At 60.7% G+C, this 21,256-nt stretch carries 18 protein-coding genes; 10 read left to right on the top strand and 8 right to left on the bottom strand.

The genetic code is table 11. The features are described 5' to 3' along the window. Positions 1–225: 225 nt before the first annotated feature. Complete coding sequence (locus tag MUM_RS0110175) at positions 226–1,860, bottom strand: methyl-accepting chemotaxis protein (protein WP_010169579.1); 1,635 nt, start codon at positions 1,858–1,860, stop codon at positions 226–228. Positions 1,861–2,089: 229 nt separating this feature from the next. Between MUM_RS0110175 and MUM_RS0110170 the strand changes: the two genes are divergently transcribed. Continuing rightward, entirely contained in the window at positions 2,090–2,920 is an 831-nt protein-coding gene (locus MUM_RS0110170; RefSeq protein ID WP_010169576.1) for an undecaprenyl-diphosphate phosphatase, read from the top strand. After that, positions 2,917–3,300: a DUF1294 domain-containing protein gene (locus tag MUM_RS0110165; RefSeq protein ID WP_010169575.1), complete on the top strand. Its 384-nt coding sequence runs from the start codon at positions 2,917–2,919 to the stop codon at positions 3,298–3,300. The genes MUM_RS0110170 and MUM_RS0110165 overlap by 4 nt, the downstream gene beginning before the upstream one ends. Here MUM_RS0110165 and MUM_RS0110160 read toward each other — a convergent pair. Next, positions 3,283–3,645 carry an MmcQ/YjbR family DNA-binding protein gene (locus MUM_RS0110160; RefSeq protein WP_029615835.1) on the bottom strand — a complete coding sequence of 121 codons (363 nt, stop codon included), beginning with the start codon at positions 3,643–3,645 and terminating at the stop codon, positions 3,283–3,285. The two genes, MUM_RS0110165 and MUM_RS0110160, sit on opposite strands and share 18 nt — an antisense overlap. Further along, positions 3,642–4,550 carry a LysR substrate-binding domain-containing protein gene (locus MUM_RS0110155; RefSeq protein WP_010169571.1) on the bottom strand — a complete coding sequence of 303 codons (909 nt, stop codon included), beginning with the start codon at positions 4,548–4,550 and terminating at the stop codon, positions 3,642–3,644. The genes MUM_RS0110160 and MUM_RS0110155 overlap by 4 nt, the downstream gene beginning before the upstream one ends. 146 nt (positions 4,551–4,696) lie before the next feature. Between MUM_RS0110155 and MUM_RS0110150 the strand changes: the two genes are divergently transcribed. The 3 genes from MUM_RS0110150 to MUM_RS0110140 all read left to right on the top strand — a co-directional run bounded on the left by MUM_RS0110150 (position 4,697) and on the right by MUM_RS0110140 (position 7,633). Continuing rightward, on the top strand, positions 4,697–5,635 hold the full coding sequence (locus MUM_RS0110150; RefSeq protein WP_029615834.1) for an AraC family transcriptional regulator: 939 nt from the start codon (positions 4,697–4,699) through the stop codon (positions 5,633–5,635). 120 nt (positions 5,636–5,755) lie between these two features. Next, a complete protein-coding gene (locus MUM_RS0110145; RefSeq protein WP_010169567.1) occupies positions 5,756–6,367 on the top strand; it encodes an FMN-dependent NADH-azoreductase in 612 nt (203 codons plus the stop codon). Positions 6,368–6,595: 228 nt separating this feature from the next. After that, entirely contained in the window at positions 6,596–7,633 is a 1,038-nt protein-coding gene (locus MUM_RS0110140) for an alpha/beta hydrolase family protein (protein ID WP_010169565.1), read from the top strand. Here MUM_RS0110140 and MUM_RS0110135 read toward each other — a convergent pair. The 3 genes from MUM_RS0110135 to MUM_RS0110125 all read right to left on the bottom strand — a co-directional run bounded on the left by MUM_RS0110135 (position 7,627) and on the right by MUM_RS0110125 (position 11,967). Next, the gene (locus MUM_RS0110135; RefSeq protein WP_010169563.1) at positions 7,627–8,811 is read right to left on the bottom strand and encodes an MFS transporter; all 1,185 of its coding nucleotides are present in this window, start codon (positions 8,809–8,811) and stop codon (positions 7,627–7,629) included. The genes MUM_RS0110140 and MUM_RS0110135 overlap by 7 nt on opposite strands. A gap of 168 nt (positions 8,812–8,979) precedes the next feature. Further along, positions 8,980–10,566 carry an ABC-F family ATPase gene (locus MUM_RS0110130; RefSeq protein WP_010169561.1) on the bottom strand — a complete coding sequence of 529 codons (1,587 nt, stop codon included), beginning with the start codon at positions 10,564–10,566 and terminating at the stop codon, positions 8,980–8,982. 162 nt (positions 10,567–10,728) lie between these two features. Further along, positions 10,729–11,967: an MFS transporter gene (locus MUM_RS0110125; protein WP_029615833.1), complete on the bottom strand. Its 1,239-nt coding sequence runs from the start codon at positions 11,965–11,967 to the stop codon at positions 10,729–10,731. A 318-nt stretch (positions 11,968–12,285) separates the two neighbouring features. Between MUM_RS0110125 and MUM_RS0110120 the strand changes: the two genes are divergently transcribed. The 3 genes from MUM_RS0110120 (at position 12,286) to lpxO (ending at position 16,149) form a co-directional block, all read left to right on the top strand. Continuing rightward, positions 12,286–13,098 (top strand): class I SAM-dependent methyltransferase, encoded by an 813-nt coding sequence (locus MUM_RS0110120; RefSeq protein ID WP_010169557.1) that lies wholly within the window; start codon positions 12,286–12,288, stop codon positions 13,096–13,098. Positions 13,099–13,643: 545 nt separating this feature from the next. Further along, positions 13,644–14,987 (top strand): Wzz/FepE/Etk N-terminal domain-containing protein, encoded by a 1,344-nt coding sequence (locus MUM_RS0110115; protein ID WP_010169555.1) that lies wholly within the window; start codon positions 13,644–13,646, stop codon positions 14,985–14,987. Between the two features lie 262 nt (positions 14,988–15,249). Beyond that, entirely contained in the window at positions 15,250–16,149 is a 900-nt protein-coding gene (gene lpxO / locus MUM_RS0110110) for a lipid A hydroxylase LpxO (RefSeq protein ID WP_010169551.1), read from the top strand. Between the two features lie 18 nt (positions 16,150–16,167). Here lpxO and ligD read toward each other — a convergent pair whose 3' ends face one another. Further along, positions 16,168–18,666 carry a DNA ligase D gene (gene ligD, locus MUM_RS0110105; protein WP_010169548.1) on the bottom strand — a complete coding sequence of 833 codons (2,499 nt, stop codon included), beginning with the start codon at positions 18,664–18,666 and terminating at the stop codon, positions 16,168–16,170. Between the two features lie 11 nt (positions 18,667–18,677). Further along, entirely contained in the window at positions 18,678–19,514 is an 837-nt protein-coding gene (gene ku / locus MUM_RS0110100) for a non-homologous end joining protein Ku (RefSeq protein ID WP_010169546.1), read from the bottom strand. A gap of 198 nt (positions 19,515–19,712) precedes the next feature. Between ku and MUM_RS0110095 the strand changes: the two genes are divergently transcribed. Beyond that, complete coding sequence (locus MUM_RS0110095) at positions 19,713–20,033, top strand: hypothetical protein (protein ID WP_010169544.1); 321 nt, start codon at positions 19,713–19,715, stop codon at positions 20,031–20,033. 30 nt (positions 20,034–20,063) lie between these two features. Then, a complete protein-coding gene (locus MUM_RS0110090; protein ID WP_010169542.1) occupies positions 20,064–21,224 on the top strand; it encodes a PQQ-dependent sugar dehydrogenase in 1,161 nt (386 codons plus the stop codon). Positions 21,225–21,256 lie beyond the last annotated feature (32 nt).

Here is a 21,256-nt window from a genome sequence, read left to right as displayed (position 1 = left end):
TTCCTTGGGGGAGTCTAAGAGGGCGGTGATTGTAACCAGAGTGGTGGGCGCGGGGTAGAGCTCCTCTGTGGTGAGGGGGCTTGTCCCCCGTTGGGCTGCGCAGCGGCCCTGATAAGGTAAACGCGTTCTTTCAGACAAACCGAGTGGCAGGGTTTTGGGGCCGCTTCGCAGCCCAGCGGGGGACAAGCCCCCTCACTACAGAAAGCCCTTTTGGCAGAGATCGAGTCAGACCTTGAACTGGCGCAGAAGCCTGTCGAGTTGTTCGCTCAATCCCTTCAAGTGTGCACTCGCCACGCTGGACTGCTCTGCCGCCAACGCCGTGCTGTGGGACAACCCGGCCGCCTGAGTGACGTTCTGGTTGATGTCCTCCACCACATGCGCCTGCTGCAACGTGGCGCTGGCAATCGATGCATTCAGCCCATTGAGATTGCGCAACGCCTGGCCGATGGCCGTCAAACTCGCGCCGGCCTGGCCCGCTTGTTCGATGGTCAGTTGCGACGCCTGGTGACTGTCGCTGATGACCTTGACCGCCGCTTCCGAGTGGCCTTGCAGGCGCTCGATCATGCTCTGGATTTCAGCCGTGGATTTTTGCGTGCGCTGCGCCAGCAGCCGGACTTCATCGGCCACCACCGCAAAGCCCCGCCCTTGCTCCCCGGCGCGTGCCGCCTCGATCGCAGCATTCAAGGCCAGCAGGTTGGTCTGGTCGGCGATGGAGCGGATCACTTCCAGCACGCCGCCAATCTGCGTGCTTTCCGTCGACAGGGTGCGGATCACTTCCACGGCCTGGCTGATGGTGGTGGAGAGCTGGTCGATCCGTTGCAGGCTGCCGTCGATATTGAGCTGGCCTTGTTCGGCCTGTACCTGGGCGTCTCGCATTTCGCTGGCGGCGTGCTCGGCATTCCTGGCCACGTCCTGCACGCCGTAGGTGACTTCGTTGATCGCCGTTGCCACCAGCTCCATCTGCTGGGATTGCTGCTGGCTGCGGTCATGGGCGTCGCTGGCATTGCTGCCCAACTCGGTGGACGACTGGCCCAGTGCATTGGCGCAGGTCTGCAACTGGCCGACCACCTGCCGCAGCTTGGCGGTAAAACTGTTGAAGTGCCGGGACAGTTGGGTGACCTCGTCCTGGCCGTGGGTGTCGAGGGTGCGGGTCAGGTCGCTTTCGCCGCTGGCGATATTGGCCATGGCGTTCACCGCTTGTTGCAACGGGCGCACGATGCTGCGGGCAATCAACACCACCAGCAGCGCCATGATCACGGCAATCACCAGGCCCACCATCGAGGCCTTCCACACCTGGCCCCGGAACTCGCCCTGCACGTCATCGACATACACGCCGGAACCAATGATCCAGCCCCAGGGTTCAAACAGCTGGATATACGAGGTCTTGGCCACCGGCGCATCGGCCCCGGGTTTGGGCCAGCGGTAGTTCACCATCCCGGCGCCCTTGGCCTTGGCCAGGATCACGAACTCGTTGAACACCGCAAAACCGTCCGGGTCGCGAATCGCCGACAGGTTCTGCCCATCCAGTTTGGGGTTGGCCGCGTGCATGATCATCACGGGCGTGAGGTCGTTGATCCAGAAGTAATCATCCTTGCCGTAGCGCAGGCCGCGGACCACGCTCAAGGCTTGCTTCTGGGCCGCTTCGCGGGTCAGGACGCCGCTGGTTTCGAGGCTGTGATAATACGTCAGGATCCCGTTGGCGGTCTGAACCACTCGCTGGGTCTGCTCACTCTTGGCCTGGTAAAGGTCGTCATGAATCTGCTTGAGCATAAGCAGGCCGAGGGTTAGCAGCATCAACACGGCGACGATCAGGATCAGCCAGAGGCGCCGGCTGATCGACATACTGCGCAAACTGTTCATGGTCCTGTCACTCCGTGTTCTTATAATTTTGGGTGCTGCATCGACATTTCCGGCTTGTCTGATAGGCTTTCGGCCCAGAATCAAGAAACCTGAGTCCTGCCTGATTTTTCACGGAATTTTCGCAGCTCGGCCTTGATTATTTGCGCAGCTTTCGCCGCGTACTCATCGTTAGTGAACGTCTAAAAAATATGAACGAGGCATGCCGCGAGCATGACCTTTGGGGGAATTGATGGATCTTTGGACCGCCGCTCAGGCGCTGATACTCGGGGTTGTAGAAGGGCTGACGGAGTTTTTGCCGATCTCCAGTACCGGGCACCAGATTATCGTCGCCGACTTGATCAACTTCGGTGGCGAGCGCTTTGAAGCGTTCAACATCATCATCCAGCTGGGCGCGATCCTGGCGGTGGTGTGGGAGTTTCGACGCAAGATCCTCGACGTGGTGATCGGCTTGCCGACCCAGCGCAACGCCCAGCGCTTCACGATCAACCTGATCATCGCGGTATTGCCCGCCGTCGTGCTGGGGGTAATTTTTGCCGACCTGATCAAACACTACCTGTTTAACCCGATCACCGTGGCCACGGCGCTGGTGATCGGCGGCATCATCATGTTGTGGGCCGAGCGTCGCCAACATGAAGTGCACGCCGAAACCGTCGACCAGATTACCTGGAAGGACGCCGTCAAAGTCGGCTTCGCCCAGTGCCTTGCGATGATCCCGGGCACCTCGCGTTCCGGCGCCACCATCATTGGCGGCCTGCTGTTCGGCCTGTCACGCAAGACCGCCACCGAGTTCTCGTTCTTCCTGGCGATGCCGACCATGGTCGGTGCGGCGGTGTATTCGGGCTACAAGTACCGTCACCTGTTTCAGCCGGATGACTTGCCGGTGTTTGCCATCGGGTTTGTCACCTCGTTCATCTTCGCGATGATCGCGGTCAAGGCGCTGCTCAAGTTCATCGCCAGCCACAGCTACGCGGCGTTTGCCTGGTACCGGATCGCCTTCGGCCTGGTGATCCTGGCGACCTGGCAGTTCGGCTGGATCGACTGGTCGGCCGTCAAGCCATGAGCATCCAGCATCCGCGCCTCAAGGCGTTGGTGTTTGCACTGGTGTGCGCCGCGCCGCTGTTGGGCTCGGCGCTGCTGTGGTATCGCGGGGTTTCGATGGTCCCGCTGGTGGCGTATGGCGTGGTCAGCGTGGTGGCGTTCTTGCTGTACTGGCGCGACAAGCGCAAGGCCCGCGAAGACAGCTGGCGCACCCCGGAAAACATCCTGCACGCCGTTGAGCTGGCAGGCGGTTGGCCGGGCGCGCTGATCGCCCAGCAGGTGTTCCGCCACAAGACGCGCAAGGTGTCTTATCAGGTGGCGTTCTGGCTGATTGTATTGCTGCACGAGGTGTTCTGGATTGACCAGTTGTTCCTCGGCGGCACGCTACTCTCGATCTTCTAGCAGCAAACCAATCTGCGTGCGCTTGGGCAGCTTGCTCACCACCAACTGGTGGGAACGCTGCAACAAGCCACGCAGTTCTTCAGCGCCCAGCGGGTAGGGCGTTTCCATGATGATCCATTGGGCCCGCGCCAGGTACGGCGCCGGATGGATGCCCGGGCGGTCTACGTGGCCCAGGAACAGCTCCTTGTCGACCTTGAAGGCCAGCGAATCACCCCGCAGGTTCTGCAAGGCGAACATCTTGTTGCCGGCAATCGAGAACACCCGCACGCCGCCCCATTTGTAATCCTCCCGCGCACCGGGCAACCCCAGGCAAAACTCGGCGACTTGGTCTTCGGTCATTCTCATAGCAAACGGTCTCCGCACCCTTTGAAGGCGTTATCCAGATGGTCGATCCAGGCCCGCACGGCCGGCAACACGCCACGCCGGTGTGGGTAAACCGCCTGCAACCAGCCACCCGGCAAGGACCATTCCGGCAGGAGCTGCACCAACTGGCCGTTGGCCAACTCCTCCTCGCAGTACATCATCGGCAACACCGTAAACCCTAGGCTGGCGAGGGCGCACGCCTTGCGTACCAGGAAGTCGTCGATGCCCAGCCGCGCTTCCATGACCAGGTCGTGGCTAATGCCTTCCGGGCTCAGCATGCGGAAGTGCACCATGCGGTCTGCCTCCAGGGCACCCAGCACCGGCAGTTGCTTGAGGTCTTCCAGGGTGGTGATCTGCCGGTCTCGCACAAAGGCGGGGCTGGCGACAATGGCGGTCTGTGCCTGGCGCAGGCGCTTGGTCACCAGCAACGGGTCTTCGTCCCCGAGCTCACGCACGCGCAGGGCCACATCGATGCCTTCGGCTACCAGGTCAACGCGACGGTTGACCAGGTTCATCTCCAACTGCACCAGCGGGTTGGCGCTGAGAAACTCTGCCACCACGGTTTGCAGGAACTGGTGAGCCAGGCCCACCGGGCTGCTGACCCGCAACCGGCCACGGGGCTCGCTGGACATGCTGGCCACGGCCTCATCGGCCATTTCCGCTTCCAGCAGCATCGCCTGGCAGTGGCGCAGGTAACGTTCGCCTACGGCGGTCAGGGTCAACTGGCGGGTGGTGCGTTGCAGCAAACGTGCGCCGAGGCGCTCTTCCAGCTCGGCAATGCGCCGCGACAGCCGTGACTTGGGAATCCCCAGCAGCCGCCCGGCGGCGGCGAAACCACCGGCTTCCACTACTTTGGCGAAATAGTAGAGGTCATTCAGATCTTGCATGGTCGGCCTATTGTCCTGTCAATAGGACGAACTATCCGCGTCTGACGTCGGCAAATCCACCCCCAACTGCAGGCGCGAGCAAGAGTTGGCTGGCCAGTGACGCATCGGCGGGTTACCTTCTGGTTTTCCCCGGCACGTACCTTCCAATGAGTCTTGAGCACCCGCGCACCCGCAGAATCATCGAGTTGATGGGGCGGTTGGCGCCCGTTGAGGGCTACAACCTGACGCCGCTGGATGACGTGCGCTTCCTGCGCTCCAACCGGCCGTTGACGCGGATTCCGGTGCTTTACGACCCGGGTATCGTGATCGTGTGCCAGGGCCGCAAGCGCGGTTACCTGGGAGAAGACATCTATGTCTACGACGCCCAGCACTACCTGGTGGTGTCGGTGCCGGTGCCGTTCACCATGGAAACCGAGGCCAGCGAAGCAGAGCCGATGCTGGCGGTTTACCTGCGCCTGGATTTCAACCTGGCTGCCGAGCTGATGCTGGAACTGGATGAGTTGGCCCCGTCGCCCGAAGCCAGGCCCAAGGGCATGTACTCCTCGCCGATGGATGACAAGCTCAGTGAGTCATTGTTGCGCTTTCTGGAAGTGATGAGTGTGCCGGTGGAAGCGCGCGTGCTGGGGCCGACGCTGATGCGGGAAATCTACTACCGCATCATCACGGGCGAGCAGGGCGGTTCGATGCGTGCAGCGCTGAATCGCCAGGGCCAGTTTGGCAAAGTGGCCCGGGCGATTCGCAAGATTCATGCGTGTTACGAACAACGCCTGGACGTGGAGGAGCTGGCGAAAGAAGCCATGATGAGCGTGCCGAGTTTTCATGCGCATTTTCGTACGGTGACCGACACCTCGCCCATGCAGTACTTGAAGTCGACACGCTTGCATCAGGCGCGACTGCTGATGCTGAGGAGTGATATCACCGCCGCCACGGCCTGCATCAAGGTCGGTTACGAGAGCGCCTCGCAGTTCAGCCGTGAGTTCAAGCGGTTTTTTGGTCGCACGCCCCTTGAAGAGATTGACTGGATGAAGCGCACCTACGCGTTGCCGGCGCCCACGAGCGCGTCCATCTACGTCTCTTCACATTAAAGACACTGTCCTGCCAGTGGGACGAACAATCGCATTTTGCCCGACTAATACATGATTGGTTTCATCTGTAGGCTTATTTCCATTCCGTCGCCCCTGGCGATGCTTACTTGGAGATAACCCATGAAACTGTTGCATATCGATTCCAGCATCCTCGGCGACAACTCGGTTTCCCGTCAGTTGAGCGCCGGCGTCGTCAAGACCTGGCAGGCGGCCGAGCCAGGCGTTGAAGTGACCTACCGTGACCTGGCCGGTGAAGGCATCAACCATTTCTCCGGCGTGACCCTGGGTGCACTGGGCACCGCAGCCGAGCTGCGTGATGCCGTGCAGAAACACGAAGCCGAGTTGAGCGCCAACACCCTTGCTGAATTCCTCGCGGCCGACGCGATTGTACTGGCGGCGCCGATGTACAACTTCACCATCCCGACCCAGCTCAAAGCCTGGATCGACCGTATCGCCGTCGCCGGCCAGACTTTCCGCTACACCGAAAACGGCCCTGAAGGCCTGGCCGGTGGCAAGAAAGTCATCATCGTGTCGACGTCCGGCGGCCTGCATGTTGGCCAGCCGACCGGCGTGGCTCACGAAGACTACTTGAAAGTGCTGCTGGGCTTCCTTGGCATCACCGACATCGAAATCGTCCGCGCCCACGGTTTGGGCTACGGCGAAGAAGTTCGCAGCAAGGCGATCAGCGACGCCAACGTAGTTATCAACGAACAATTGTTCGCCGCTGCGTAAGACTTATGTAAATTTTGCAGTTCCTCGATATCAATCTGAGTCGAGGCGCCTAAACTCTGTATTCTGCTCGCCTGAAAAGCGAACGGAGTACGGAGTTTTTTCGTTTACCCGCTGTCACTACTTTGGCCCAGGTTATGCACGCATGGGTAGAACCCTGCCAGTCCGAGCGCCTGAACCATGGATATTTCAATAGCTACGCGGGCTTACGCAGCAAAGGTGGACATCCCCATGATGCGTCTTTGTGCAGTCTTGGTCATTTCTCTGCTCGGCGGCCTGATTTCAGTGCAAGCCGCGCCGGCGCCGCACCCTCATTGGAGTGTGGGCTTCCATCGCATGACCTTTCTCGACCCGCTGGACCTGCAGCCGATGAAAGCCGTCGCGTTCTATCCGTCCACGGGCCTGGAACACACCACCCAGGTGGGCGCTTATCACATCGCCGCCACTGAAGATTCGAAAATCGCCATCGGCCGCTTTCCGATGTTGATGCTGTCCCACGGCAATACCGGCACACCGCTGGCCCTGCACGACCTGGCAACCTCCCTGGCACGCAAAGGGTTTGTGGTGGTGGCGGTGCTGCACCCGGGCGACAACTATAAGGACCACAGCCGCCTGGGCACCTTGAGCAACTTGTATGGGCGCCCGATCCAGATTTCCGAAGCCATCACCGCCACCCTGGGCGACCCGATGCTGTCGCCGTTCGTCAACGTCGATCAGGTGGGGGTCATCGGCTATTCGGCCGGCGGCGAGACCGCGCTGATTCTCGCCGGTGCCAAGCCGGACCTGGACCGCCTGCGCCGTTACTGCCAGCAACGTCCTGAAGACCGTGATGCCTGCACCACCAAGGGTGAGTTGATCGTCGACCGTGACGACCTGCAGCCTCAGGCCGACCCGCGCATCCATGCCTTGATGTTGATGGCGCCGCTGAGCCTGATGTTTGGCCGTCACACCCTGGCAGACGTGCATGTGCCGGTGCTGCTCTACAGCGGCGACGGTGACAAGCTGGTGGCGGTGGACAAGAACGCCGAGGCCCTGGCGCGCAAACTGCCGCAACCGCCGGACTTCAAGCTGTTGGCCGGGGCAGGGCACTTTGTGTTCATGGCGCCTTGCGATGAGAGCCAACTGGCCGCGATGCCGGCCATGTGCACCGATGCCGACGGGGTTGACCGTGAAAGTATCCATCGCGACCTGATTTCCGAGGCCGGGCGGTTCTTCAATCACACTCTGGGCCAATCCACCCGGGCGGGCTTGCAGACGGCTGATCAGTAAGCGCGGCGCTTGAGCATCAAGGTCAGGCCCAGGCCGGTGACCGAGAGCACGGCGGCGCAGAAGAAGATCCACGAATAGCCCAGATTCAACGCCACTGCGCCCATCACCGGCCCGGCAATCGCCAGCGCCAGGTCAAAAAACACCGCATATGCACTCAACCCGGCGCCACGGCTGCTGTTGGGCACCTGCTTGATCGCCTCCACGCCCAGCGCCGGGTACACCAGCGACAACCCAAAGCCAGTGAGCCCGGCGCCGATCAATGCCACACCGGTGGACGGTGCCAGCCACAGCAGCGTGAGGCCGAGGGTTTCGATGGTCATGCAGGCAATTGCCGCCGTGAAGCCGCCGAAGCGGTTGATGGCAGAGATAAACACCAGGCGCGACAGGATAAAACACACCCCGAATACCGTCAGGCACCACGCCGCGCCGACCCAGCCACGGCTCAGGTAATACAGGGTGATAAACGTGGTGAGGGTGCCGTAGCCAATCGACGCCAGGCATAGGCTGGTGCCAAACGGCGCAATGCGTCCGAACACGGCCCAGAATGGCAGGCGTTCACCGCGCACCACGGGCACCGAGGGTTTATTGCGGATCAGCAATAGGCCCAGGGCGGAAAGCACCGTGAGGGCGATTCCGAGGCTGGTGTAGCCGTAATCGGCAACCATCACCACGCCCAGCGGCGCGCCAATCGCAATCGCGCCGTAGGAAGCGATACCGTTCCACGAGATCGAGCGCGCGGTGTGTTCGGCCCCGACCGCCCCCATGCACCAACTGATAGTGCCCACCCCGATCAAGCCCTGGGCCACGCCCAGCAACAGGCGGCCCACGATCAATATGCCGAGGCTCAGCAGCGGCAGGCTTTGCACCAGCGTCGCGATAAACGTCAGCACGCCGCTCAGCAAGATACCGCTCAGGCCCAGCACAATGGCGCGCTTGGTGCCCACGTTGTCGGACATGCGTCCGGCCATCGGGCGGCTGAGTAACGTTGCCAGGTATTGCGAGCCGATGGTGATCCCGGCGATCACCGCACTGAAGCCCAGTTCGCCATGGACGTAGCCGGGGATCACCGCAATCGGCAGGCCGATGCAGATGAACGCGATAAAGGTGTAGAAGACGATGGAGACGATCTGCAGGGTGATCGACAGGGAGCTGGGGGCGGCGGGCTGTGGGGCAGGCATGGGGACTCGTTCGCGGGCGGGCGGTGAATGCATCATGGCAAGGGCCCGGGGCAAAAGGAAGCAGGCTATCTAATTTTCCGCGAGCTCCCTCGCCACAATTTGCGCCACTGAAATGAAAAAGCCCCGTCACACTGGACGGGGCTTTGGCGTTCCTACGGCAGGCAGTGCTTAGAAAACCACGCCTTGGCTACGCAGGTAGTCGTCATAGGTGCCGCTGAAGTCGATCACGCCGCTTGGGCTCAGCTCGATGATGCGGGTCGCCAGGGACGATACGAACTCACGGTCATGGCTGACGAAGATCAGCGTGCCCGGGTAGTTCTCCAGCGCCAGGTTCAGCGCCTCGATGGATTCCATGTCCAAGTGGTTGGTCGGTTCGTCCATGATCAGCACGTTCGGCTTTTGCAGGATCAGCTTGCCGAACAACATGCGGCCTTGCTCACCACCGGAAATCACCTTCACCGACTTCAGGATCTCATCGTTGGAGAACAGCATGCGGCCCAGGGTGCCGCGAATCACTTGTTCGCCTTGAGTCCATTGGCCCATCCAGTCGAACAGGCTCATGTCGTCTTCGAAGTCGTGGGCGTGGTCCTGGGCGTAGTAGCCCAGCTCGGCCGCGTCGGTCCATTTCACCGTACCGGCATCCGGGGTCAGTTCGTTGACCAGGGTGCGCAGCAGGGTGGTCTTGCCGATACCGTTCGGGCCGATGATCGCCACGCGCTCGCCGGCTTCAACCTGGAAGCTGAAGTCTTTGAACAGAGGCTTGCCGTCGAAACCCTTGGCCATTTTTTCGACCATGACCGCCTGACGGTGCAGCTTCTTGGTCTGTTCAAAGCGGATGAACGGGCTGACGCGGCTGGAAGGCTTGACCTCGGCCAGCTGGATCTTGTCGATCGCCTTGGCACGGGAAGTGGCTTGCTTGGCTTTCGAGGCGTTGGCCGAGAAGCGGCTGACGAACGATTGCAGCTCGGAAATCTGGGCTTTCTTCTTGGCGTTGTCCGACAGCAACTGCTCGCGGGACTGGGTCGCCACGGTCATGTATTCGTCGTAGTTGCCCGGGAACAGACGCAGCTCGCCGTAGTCCAGGTCGGCCATGTGGGTGCAGACGCTGTTCAGGAAGTGACGGTCGTGAGAGATGATGATCATCAGGCTGTTACGCTGGGTCAGGATGTTTTCCAGCCAGCGAATGGTGTTGATGTCCAGGTGGTTGGTCGGTTCGTCGAGCAACAGTACTTCCGGATCGGAAAACAGTGCCTGGGCCAGCAACACACGCAGTTTCCAGCCTGGGGAGACTTCGCTCATCGGACCGAAATGCTGTTCCAGGGGGATGCCCAGGCCCAGCAGCAGCTCGCCGGCGCGGGATTCGGCGGTGTAGCCGTCCATTTCGGCGAATTCGGTTTCCAGTTCGGCGACGGCCATGCCGTCCTCTTCGCTCATTTCCGGCAGCGAATAGATGCGGTCGCGCTCGGCCTTGACCTTCCACAGCTCTTCGTGACCCATGATCACGGTGTCGAGTACGGTGAATTCTTCGTAGGCGAACTGGTCCTGGCGCAGTTTACCCAGGCGCACGTTCGGCTCCAGCATGACCTGGCCGCCCGACGGGTCGAGGTCGCCACCGAGGATTTTCATGAAGGTCGACTTGCCGCAACCGTTGGCACCGATCAGGCCATAACGGTTGCCTGCGCCGAACTTGACCGAAACGTTCTCAAATAGCGGCTTGGCGCCGAACTGCATGGTGATGTTAGCTGTGGAGATCAATTACTTTACCTATCAATAGCTTGGAGTGCGCTAATTTGGCCGGGCCCATTTTGTGGCCCAGGCTAACGGGCATACGTCAGCAGCGACATCAAGGCTTGAGGCCCAGTCGCTGAGCAGAAAAATGGGGTGCATGTTGGAATTTGGCGCGCATTGTCGCATATGTCAGGCGGGAGTTGTATGGCGGTTCAAGGATGGATTCACCCGAGTCTCCGGCATCGCCACCCATAACAGCACCAATGCGACGGCGGCCACACCCGCCAGGGTCAGGAACGCCGCGTTGTATCCGGCCCATTGCACGACAAAACCTGCCAGGCTGCTGCTCAGCGCTGCCCCCAGGCCGAATGCCGTGGACAGCGCGCCGAGGCTCACATTAAAGCGCCCGGTGCCCAGGGTGAGGTCTTTGACGATGACCGGAAACAGCGCGCCAAACACCCCGGCGCCGACGCCGTCGAGCATCTGCACCGCGACCAGCCAATAAGGATCATTCGACAGCGTATACAGCACGCCCCGCAGCGGCAGGATCATGAACCCGGCAAGCAACAGCGGCTTGCGTCCCCACACGTCGGCCTTCACGCCCACCAGCCAGGCCACCGGCACCATCACCAACTGAGCCGCGACAATGCAGGCCGAGGTCAACGGCGTGGCCATTTGCAGGTTGATCTGCGACAGCTTCTGGCTGACCAGCGGCAACATCGCCGCATTGGCCAGGTGAAACAAAGCGCAGCAGATGGCGAACAGCAGTAAGGGTTTGTTCGCCAGAAGCACGGCCATCCCCGACGGTTGTTCGTGTTCCGCGCTGTGTGGAGGGTCGAAGCCTCGCGCGACCTCGTGGTCGATCGCCTCGGCTGACACGCAACTGACGGCGATCACGCTGGCCACCGCCATGACCGCCATCAAATAAAACACGGCCACCGGGCCAAACAGGTAGGCGAACCCGCCGGCGAGGAGGGCCGCTACCGCGTTACCGGCGTGGTTAAAGGTTTCATTGCGACCCGTGCGGCGGGTGAAGGCGCGCGGCCCGGTGATGCCCAGGGAAATCGCCGAGATGGCCGGTGCGAACACCGAGGCCGCGGCTGCGCTGGCCGCCTGGGTCAGCGCCACCAGGCTGAAGGAACTGACGAAGGGCAGCAGCAGGCAACTGGCAGTCACCAACAGCGCAGCAATGACGATCACCGCCCGTTTACTGCGGGTTCGGTCAATCAATGCGCCTGCCGGGGTCTGGGTCAGCAGTGCCGCGATGCCGGCGAGGGTCATCACCACGCCGATACTGGCGGGGTCCCAGTGATGCACGGCCAGCAGATAAATCGCCAGGTACGGCCCCAGTCCGTCACGGACATCCGCCAGGAAGAAGTTCAGGCTGTCCAGGGACAGGGTGTTGCGCAGGTCGGAGCGAGTGGCCACGGCAGGGTCTTCAAGGACGGGGTCGGTAGCGATAGTGACCTCGGGCATGAACGGATAGTTTCCGGCCCCGGCGTCGTGCCTGCGCGGCTGCACAAGCACAAACATTTACAAAGTGGAGCCAATTGCATCGAAAAATAGCGCGGAAAGGCGTTTTTTCAGGGAAATTTATGGTTAACAGTTGAACATCCCATAAGCCTGGCTTATTTTCCGTCCGTTCGCCCTACAGTGAAGGCTCTTTACCGGTTCAGGGATGGCGAGGCTTTTGTTGTAGGGCGAACCTCTTATTTGTCGCAATGACTCGAACGTTTTGGAGACGCAATGGACATGCTGTCGGCCCAAGAGGCCATTTCCGGCAACAAGGACGCCTGGAACGAATCCGCCAGGCTGCATAAAAACACCGCCCACTGGAAAGCCTTGCTTGAGGACGTGGCCAAGCCCGGCTTCTCGCGGCTGGACCCGACCTTGACCGCATTGCTGCTCAAGGTCGGCGTGGAGGGCAAGGACGTGGTGCAACTGGGCTGTAACAACGGGCGGGAAAGCCTGTCGTTGTTCGGGCTGGGTGCACGCACGGTGGTGGGGATAGATCAGTCGGAAGCCTTTCTGCAACAAGCCCGCGAGTTGGCCGAGGCTTCGCCGTACGAGGCTCAATTCATCGAGGCCGACATTCACCATTTGCCCCGTGGCTTGACCGAGCGCTTCGATGTTGCCTTGATCACCATCGGCGTACTGAACTGGATGCCGGACATTGCGCTGTTCATGGCCCATGTCGCCAGTACCCTGAAGCCGGGCGGCAGCCTGGTGATTTACGAAACCCATCCGTTCCTGGAAGTGTTCGACCCGACGGCGCCCAACCCGATGCTGCCGGTGAGTTCGTACTTTCAGCGCGAGCCTTTCGTGCAACAGGAGGCCATCGTCTACGAGGGTGATACCGAAGCGGTTGCCGCGGCCTCCTACTGGTTTGTGCACACATTGGGGACGATCGTCAGCGGTGCCATCGCCGCCGGGTTGCAGATCAGCCATCTGCAAGAGTTCGCGCATTCCAATCGCGAGGAACTCTACGACCAGTATGAACACCAGCCCGCCCAACTGCCGCTGTGCTACACGCTGACCGCCATCAAGCGCCCAGCCTGACTGGCTGCCAGGCCGGCAACCTGTTCTTGCGACATGGTTTTCACATGGCCTTCACTTATCGACCTGTAGGGTGAAGGCTACCTACTCCAGTGAACACCTTGGCCCGCCCTCATCGCGGGCTTTTTTTTTGTCTGTCCGGCAGCCTTTAAATTTTTTTTTGGTTAAGAAATGACCAGTCAAGGCCATGGGTTAACCCTGTCTGAAGGCCTAACTGAAACGATTTTGTGAGAATTGTCTGAATTCTCAAATCTGCGTACGAGATTTCCTAATAATCCCGAGTATTTAGCGCTATTTTGTAGCCCGCTTCGGACACCATTCTTTACAAGCTGGTCTACGCTCAGCGCATCGGGAATGACATCTAAGTATCTGAAGGAAAACAATCTCTACTCGCGTGGGACTTTTCCAGGTCTGGAGTGGTCCGATGACCATCGATAGATCGTGTGTGTTGGGTGTACAGGGCGTTGTCCCTGATTTACGCATGGTTATTCAGTATTTCATGAACATGTGCGGCCGTTGACTGTCGACTTTTTTAAGGTGTATCAGTTTTGAATAAAACTCCTCGGCTCCAAGCTCATGCGGCATCGGACGAAATTGATCTGTTTGAAGTGTTTCACGGTATCTGGCGGCAAAAAAAGGTGGTGCTGGGGTGTACGATTCTGGCGGGTGTCCTGGGGGTGGGGTACGCATTTCTGGCACCGCGGGAATATCAGGTCAGTAGCGTGCTACGTCCCGCCGCCATCAACGAACTGGACGCACTGAACCGCTCCGAGGTCTATAAGCTGCCCCCGGCCGACGCCCTGAACAAGGTGGGGGCACAGCTGGATTCCTACGAAGCTCGCCTGGGGTTCTTTAAAACGCACGAGGACCTGTTCAAGGCGGTCCAGAAGCCTGGGCAAAGCCTGGAGCAGAGTTTTGAAGAGTTCAACCGAAACTCCATCAGCCTGAGCCTGCCTGATCCTAAAAAGGCCGACTCCCTGAGCAACTATATCCGGCTTGAGTTGCAGTACCCCAGAGACATTGACGGGGTGGCGATTCTCAACGGTTTTGTGGATTACGCCATTGATTCGGAACGTGCCCAAGTCGGCGCTGACCTGAAGGTGATCGTCAATAACCGCTTGAACGAACTCAAGGGCAAGATTGACGCGGCGCGTTCCAATTACGAAACCGATAAGGAGTCCAAGATTGCCAAGCTGCTTGAAGCCGACCGGCTCAAGCGGGCCCAGTTGGAGGACGAGTTGGTTGCCCTGCGCTTGCAGATGAAAATCGAGAGAACGGATCGACTGGCAGAGCTGGCTGAGGCCATCTCCATTGCCAAATCGATGGGCATCAAGACACCGACTACCCCCTCCTCGATGGCGGACGCCTCGCGTAGCGGCTCGAATCAAGTGATGCGCACCGAGGTCAATAATCAGAAAATCCCGCTGTACTTCCTGGGTACAGAGGCGCTTGAGGCGGAGCGCACGGCCCTGCAGGCGCGCACCAACGATGACTTTACCAACAGTCGCATTGCACAGATTGGTAAAGAGTTGCAGATGCTGCAGGTCAACCGCGAAGTGGAAGTACTGAAAAAGCGCGGGAATGAAGACATTTTCTTGCAGGATGTTGAACCATTACGAGCGGAAGTCGCGCGGTTGCGCGGCCTCAACATCGACATGAGCGCCTTGAAACTGGTCACTATCGACCGGCGTGCCCAAGAGCCGCTCAGCCCGATCAAGCCTAAAAAAGCCCTGGTTATCCTGCTGAGCCTGGTTGCAGGGTTGGCGGTGGGTGTGTTGATAGCGCTGGGCCGTCATTTCCTCTTGACACGTCGTGAAGCTGTGGCTTATTCGCTGCAGGACGACAATCGGTTTTCCCAGCGTCCACGCAAGGATGATGAACCGCATATTTAACTCCCAACGACCTCGGGCTTGCCGTCTGGCAAGCCCGCTCCCGCGCTGTCCAGCACACTCAAAGGACACCTTTTCACAATTCTTGATTAACCTTTGGTTACAAAGTGTGGCTAAAATAGCTGCCAATGGCCATGACCGGATTGTCACCCAGCCCGTCGTGCCGCCTGTTTGTGAATTGTGATTTCAGGTGCTGCATCTTCAATCCTCGGCCGTCGTGGGCACGCAGGAGCAGCCTGTTCTCTTCTGACTTGTGACGAATACCTTGAAACTCATCATTGTTGCTCTCTACGTTCTCTCCATTGCGTATGTTCACCTGCGTGGCCGGGTGCGACACAAGCTGGGCCGCCAGCTCAGCGATCACTCGACCTTCCTGGCTCCGGTGAACTGCTTTCTCTACCTCTTCTCCAAACTGCCCAGCCGACCGTACCTGTCCACCAGCGACTTTCCTGACCTGAGCCCGCTTCAGGAGCATTGGGAAGAGATTCGCCAGGAAGGCCAGAACCTGCTGCGCGCAGGCGAGATCAAACGCTCCGAGCAATACAACGACGTGGGTTTCAACTCGTTCTTCAAGTCGGGCTGGAAGCGTTTCTATTTGAAATGGTACGGCGACAGCCATCCTTCGGCGATGAAGCTGTGCCCGCGCACCACAGAGCTGGTGCAAAGCATTGGTTCGATCAAGGCCGCGATGTTTGCCGAGCTGCCACCGGGCTCCAAGCTGGTACGCCATCGTGACCCGTACGCCGGTTCCTACCGTTACCACCTGGGCCTCGACACGCCGAACGACCCGGGCTGCTACATCAACGTGGATGGTGAAAACTACTACTGGCGCGATGGCGAGCCGGTAATGTTTGACGAGACGTTTATCCACTACGCCGAAAACACCACGGCGCAGAACCGGATCATTCTGTTCTGCGATATCGAGCGCCCGATGAAGTACCGCTGGGCAGCTGCCTTCAACCGCTGGTTCAGCCGTAACGTGATGGCGGCCGCCGGGTCGCCCAACGACGCCGGTGACAAGACCGGTGGCCTGAACCGCGCGTTTACCCGCCTGTACAAAATTCGCCTGCGGGGCAAGGAGCTGAAGAAGCGCAACCGCACCCGTTACTACCTGGAAAAGTGGGCGATCTTCGCCGGTTTGGCGTTGATCTTTATCCTGATCTGAATCAGGCCGCGGAGCGCATCAGCCTGGCGGGTGCGCGCCCAACTTGTCCCACATTTTCTTGCTGATCTTCTGCCGGTTGGCATAACCCGCCCACGGGTCCTTCTTCAAACCCTGCAAGCGTTCATGCAGATTGGCCACCGTCCATTGCTGCGCGCCGTGCAACCCCTTCAATTCCTCGAGACTCACCGGCACCGATACCGGCAAGCCCGGCCGTGCGCGCACCGAGTAGGCCGCGACCGTGCTGGCGCCCCGGGCGTTGCGCAGGTAGTCGATAAAGATCTTGCCGACGCGATTTTTCGGGCCTGAGGTCGCGGTGAAACGCTCCGGCAGTTGCTCCGTCATGAACTGGGCGATCGCCTTGGCGAAGGCTTTTACCGTGTCCCAGTCATCCCGGCGTGCCAGCGGCACTACCAGGTGCAGGCCTTTGCCACCACTGGTCTTGACGAACGCTTCAAGGCCCAACTCATCCAGCACCGACAAGGTCAGTTGCGCGGCCTCCACCATGCTTTTCCACGGCAGCGCCGGGTCCGGGTCAAGGTCGAGCACAAACAGGTCGGGGGTTTCGATCTTGTCAGCGGTGGCGCCCCAGGTGTGTAACTCCACGGTGCCCATTTGCACCGCACCGATCAGTGCGGCGGGGCTGTCGATTTCCATCAGCCGTGCATGGCCCGAGTCCAGGGCCTTATCCAATTGCTTGATATTCGGGATCGCCAGGCGCTCGGAATGCTTCTGGAAAAACTGCTCGCCCGCGATACCTTCCGGCGCCCTCAGCAAGGACACGGGGCGGTGGCGTAAAAAGGGCAGGATCCACGTGCTGATCCCCTCGTAGAACTGCGCCAACTGAAGTTTTTGGGTGCCGCTTTGAACGTCGATGACCCGGTCGGGATGGGTAATCCTGACGCCCGCCACAGCGCCGGTTTCAGCGGTCTTTTTGCGGGGTTTTTCCTTCAGCGACTTGGCCGCCCGCGGCTGCTCGTGAACGATCTGCTCCGCCGGCTTGTCGCTGCGCAGCCCGACAAATGCTGCCTGGCGCACCACGCCTTCGCGGGTCCATTCGGCAAATTGCACTTCGCCCACCAACTGCGGTTCAACCCAATGCACGCCGCGCGCCTGGGCACTGGTCAGCGGTTTGGCCAGCGGTGAAGCCTCGCGCTCCAGCGCCTTCAGCTGTGCGCTGATCTTTTTCAGCGTGGCCTGATCAAAACCCGTTCCCACGCGCCCGGCATACACCAGGCCGGTGTCGTCATTCACGGCCAGCAACAGCGCGCCAAAACCGCTGCGTGAGCCCTGCGGGCGAGTGAAACCGATGATCACGAACTCCTGGCGCAGCCGACACTTGAGCTTGATCCAGTCCGGGCTGCGCCTGGAGACGTATGGGCTGCCGGCTCGTTTGCCGATCACGCCCTCCAGGGCCAGGTCACAGGCGCTTTCAAAGATGTCCCGGTGGTGGGCGGCAAAGGATTCGGAGAAACGCAGCAGCTTGCTTCTGCTGCGGTTCAGCACGTCCTTCAACGCGGCACGCCGGGTTTCAACGCCAGCTTCCCGCTGGTCACGGCCTTCCAGAAACGGCGCATCAAACAGGTAATAGACGATGTCCAGGCTGCGGCCGATATCAAACGCGTTCTGCAGCGCCTGGAAGTCCGGCAAACCCTCGGCGTTCAGGCTGACGACCTCGCCGTCGAGCCAGCTGTCCTTGAGTTTCAGGGCCTCCAGGGCCTTGGCCTGGCGCGGCAGGCGATCGGTCCAGTCATGGCCATTGCGGGTGAACAGCCGCACCTCACCCCCTTGAATGCGCGCGAGGATCCGGTAGCCGTCGAACTTGATCTCGTACACCCAGTCGCCGTCCGGCGCACGGTCCACCAGTGTCGCCAACTGTGGGGTGAACTGGTCGGGCAGGGCGGTGGAAGCTTTGCGGGTGGTTTTCTTTGGCGCTGCCGGCTTTTTCGCACGTCCCACGGTCGCATCGCTCAGCACGCTTTTCGGTTCGGCCCGGACCACATCGTAGTCAGCCACCGGGCGCGCCTGCTGATCGTTTTCCTTGATCAGCAGCCATTGCTCCTTGTCTCCGCTGCCCTTGAGGCGGGTACGCACCAGCGTCCAGTCGCCCGCGAGCTTTTCGCCGATCAGGGTGAATTTAAGCTTGCCTGCCGCGTAGGCTTGGCGCGGATCGTCGTGGGGCTGCCACACGCCGCGATCCCACACGATCACATCGCCGGCACCGTATTGGCCGGCCGGAATGCTGCCCTCGAAACTGCCGTAGCCCAACGGGTGGTCTTCCACGTGCACCGCGAGGCGCTTCTGGCTCGGGTCGAGGCTCGGGCCCTTGGGCACCGCCCAGCTTTTGAGCACGCCATCGAGTTCCAGGCGAAAGTCATAATGCAGGTTGCGGGCGTCGTGCTTCTGAATCACAAACGACAGGGCCTGCGCCCGGTTCCGGCCGCGTGGCGCGCTGCCGGCAGGTTCGGCGGTTACATCGAAGTCGCGCTTGGCGTTGTATTCACTCAGGGGCTTGGCCATGGTGGTCTACCTCATGAAGCCTTGCGGGTTTTTTTCGCGGCCGGTTTCTTCGCCGGGCTCTTGCCGGCCAGGCTGCGTTTGAGCAGTTCCGTCAAATCAATCACGTCGGCGGATTTGCGCTCATCCACGCCCTCGCTGGACTCCACGTCTTCGATCTTGCCGGCCTTGGCCTTCTTCGCCACCAACGCCATGATCTTGTCCTGGAAGCTGTCGCGGTATTCGTCGGGCTGCCAGTCGGCGCTCATGTCTTCCACCAGCCGCTTGGCCATGTCCAGTTCGCCCTTGGCCAGGGTTGGCTTGGTCACGTCGCTGCCCAGTTCCAGCTCGTCCAGGCCGCGCACCTCGGCGGGCCAGCGCAGCATCACCAGCACCAGGGCCGACTCCAGTGGCATCAACGCTGCCAGGTGTTGCTTGGTGTGCAGCACCACGTTGGCCAGGGCGACCTTGCGGGTTTTCTTCAGGGTTTCGCGCAACAGCGCGTAGACCTTGCCGCCGCGCTTGTCGGGTGCCAGGAAGTAGGGCGTGTCGATGTTCTGCAGCGGGATTTGATCGCTGGCCACAAACGCGATGATTTCGATGGTCTGGGTCGACTTGGGGTGGGCCGAGCGGATTTCGTCTTCGCTGAGGATCACGTAGCGGCCTTTCTCGTAGGCCACGCCCTTGACGATGTTGTCCTTGGTGACCTCTTTGCCGGTGGCCTTGTTGACGCGCTTGTAACCCACCGGGTCCATGCTGCGCTTGTCCAGCCAGTCGAAGTCGACGCCTTGGGAGGATGTTGCCGAGACCAGCGACACCGGGATGTGCACCAAGCCGAAACTGATTGCGCCTTTCCAGATAGCCCGTGGCATGTCGGTATTCCTGAAAGTGTGGGGGTCTTCAGGTGACACGGTGGATTCGGCAAAAGTTTCCCCGGCCAGCCGGCTGGCAGCGGTGTTTCAGACAGATCGTGTTACACCTGATGAGAAACTATTTAGTTACCAAAGCCGAACCCAAGGCGTAGCGTGTTATCGAAAGCACGTACTCCTCGCGCCCAGAGAGGCTTTGTCATGAACACCCGTTTGCGTAACCTTGCCGTATTGGCGTTGGGCCTGGCCTTGAGCTCGCTGGCACAGGCGCAAAACCTGCCCGGCAGGAGCAATAACCCCTACAACGGCCCCATCCACCAGGCCAACCCCAACAGCATGCAGGGCACCCAGCCCAACGCGCCGGCTGCGCGGGGCACCTTTATCCCGCCGGCCCAACGGCCGCCCACCCTGCAAAACGGCGGCATCGGCAACAGTGTCCAGCGCCGCGACGGCGCGCAGACCCCACCGGCCATCCAGCCCAAAGCCCCCACGCGCGACGCCAATGGCAATCGCGGCGATTGAGTGTGTAAAGACGACAAGGAAACCCACCGTATGTTTCTACGCAAAACCCTTCTAGCGACCTTCTGCGCCGCTGCCTTGCTGCCCCTGGCGCTGCCCGTTTCGGCGGCCGACACCCAACAGTTCCCCAGCGAGCAGGGGAGTATCACGGTCACCCCGGTTGCCAAGGGCCTGGATCACCCGTGGGCGGTGGCGTTCCTGCCGGACAAACAAGGCTTCCTGGTCACCGAACGCCCCGGCAACCTGCGCTTCGTCAGCCCGGACGGCAAACTGTCCGCGCCGTTGGGTGGCGTGCCGAAGGTATTTGCCAAGGGGCAGGGCGGGCTGCTCGACGTGGTGCTGTCGCCCGACTTCAAGGAGGACCGCCTGGTGTACCTGTCTTACGCCGAAGGCGGCGGCAAGAACGGCACGGCCGGCACGGCAGTCGGGCGCGGGCGCTTGAGCGACGACCTCACTGGCCTGCAAGACTTCAAGGTAATCCTGCGCCAGGAGCCCAAGCTGTCCACGGGCAATCACTTCGGTTCGCGGCTGGTGTTTGACCGCGACGGCTACCTGTTCGTGACCCTGGGGGAGAACAACGATCGCCCCACCGCCCAGGACCTCGACAAGCTGCAAGGCAAGGTGGTGCGGATCTTCCCTGACGGCCGTGTGCCGGAAGACAACCCCTTCGTGGGTCAGGAAGGCGTGCGACCGGAAATCTGGTCCTATGGACAGCGCAACCCCCAGGGCGCGGCACTGAACCCGTGGAGCGGCACGCTGTGGGAAAACGAGCACGGTCCGCGTGGCGGGGATGAAATCAACATCATCGAGCGCGGGAAAAACTACGGCTGGCCATTGGCAACCCATGGCATCAACTATTCCCTGACGCCGATTCCCGAGGCCAAGGGCAAGACGGCCGAAGGCACCGTTCCACCGCACCACGTATGGGAAAAGTCCCCGGGTGTGAGTGGCATGGCGTTCTACGATGCCGACCGGTTCAAGGCCTGGCAGCACAACGTGTTTATTGGCGCACTGGTCAGCCAGGAGCTGATTCGTTTGCAGTTCGACGGTGACAAGGTCATCCACGAAGAGCGCCTGCTGGGCGGCTTGAAAGCGCGCATCCGCGATGTGCGCCAGGGGCCGGACGGCTACCTGTATGTACTGACGGATGAAGACAGGGGTGTGTTGTATCGGGTGGGGTTGAATCAGGATTGAGTCATCAGCCGCAAGCTTGAAGCTTCAAGCTT

Origin of the sequence: Pseudomonas sp. PAMC 25886 (assembly GCF_000242655.1) — a bacterium.
Taxonomy (GTDB): Bacteria; Pseudomonadota; Gammaproteobacteria; order Pseudomonadales; family Pseudomonadaceae; genus Aquipseudomonas.
The sequence above is the reverse complement of the archived record's forward strand: the minus strand, read 5'-3'. Positions and strand labels throughout refer to the sequence as shown.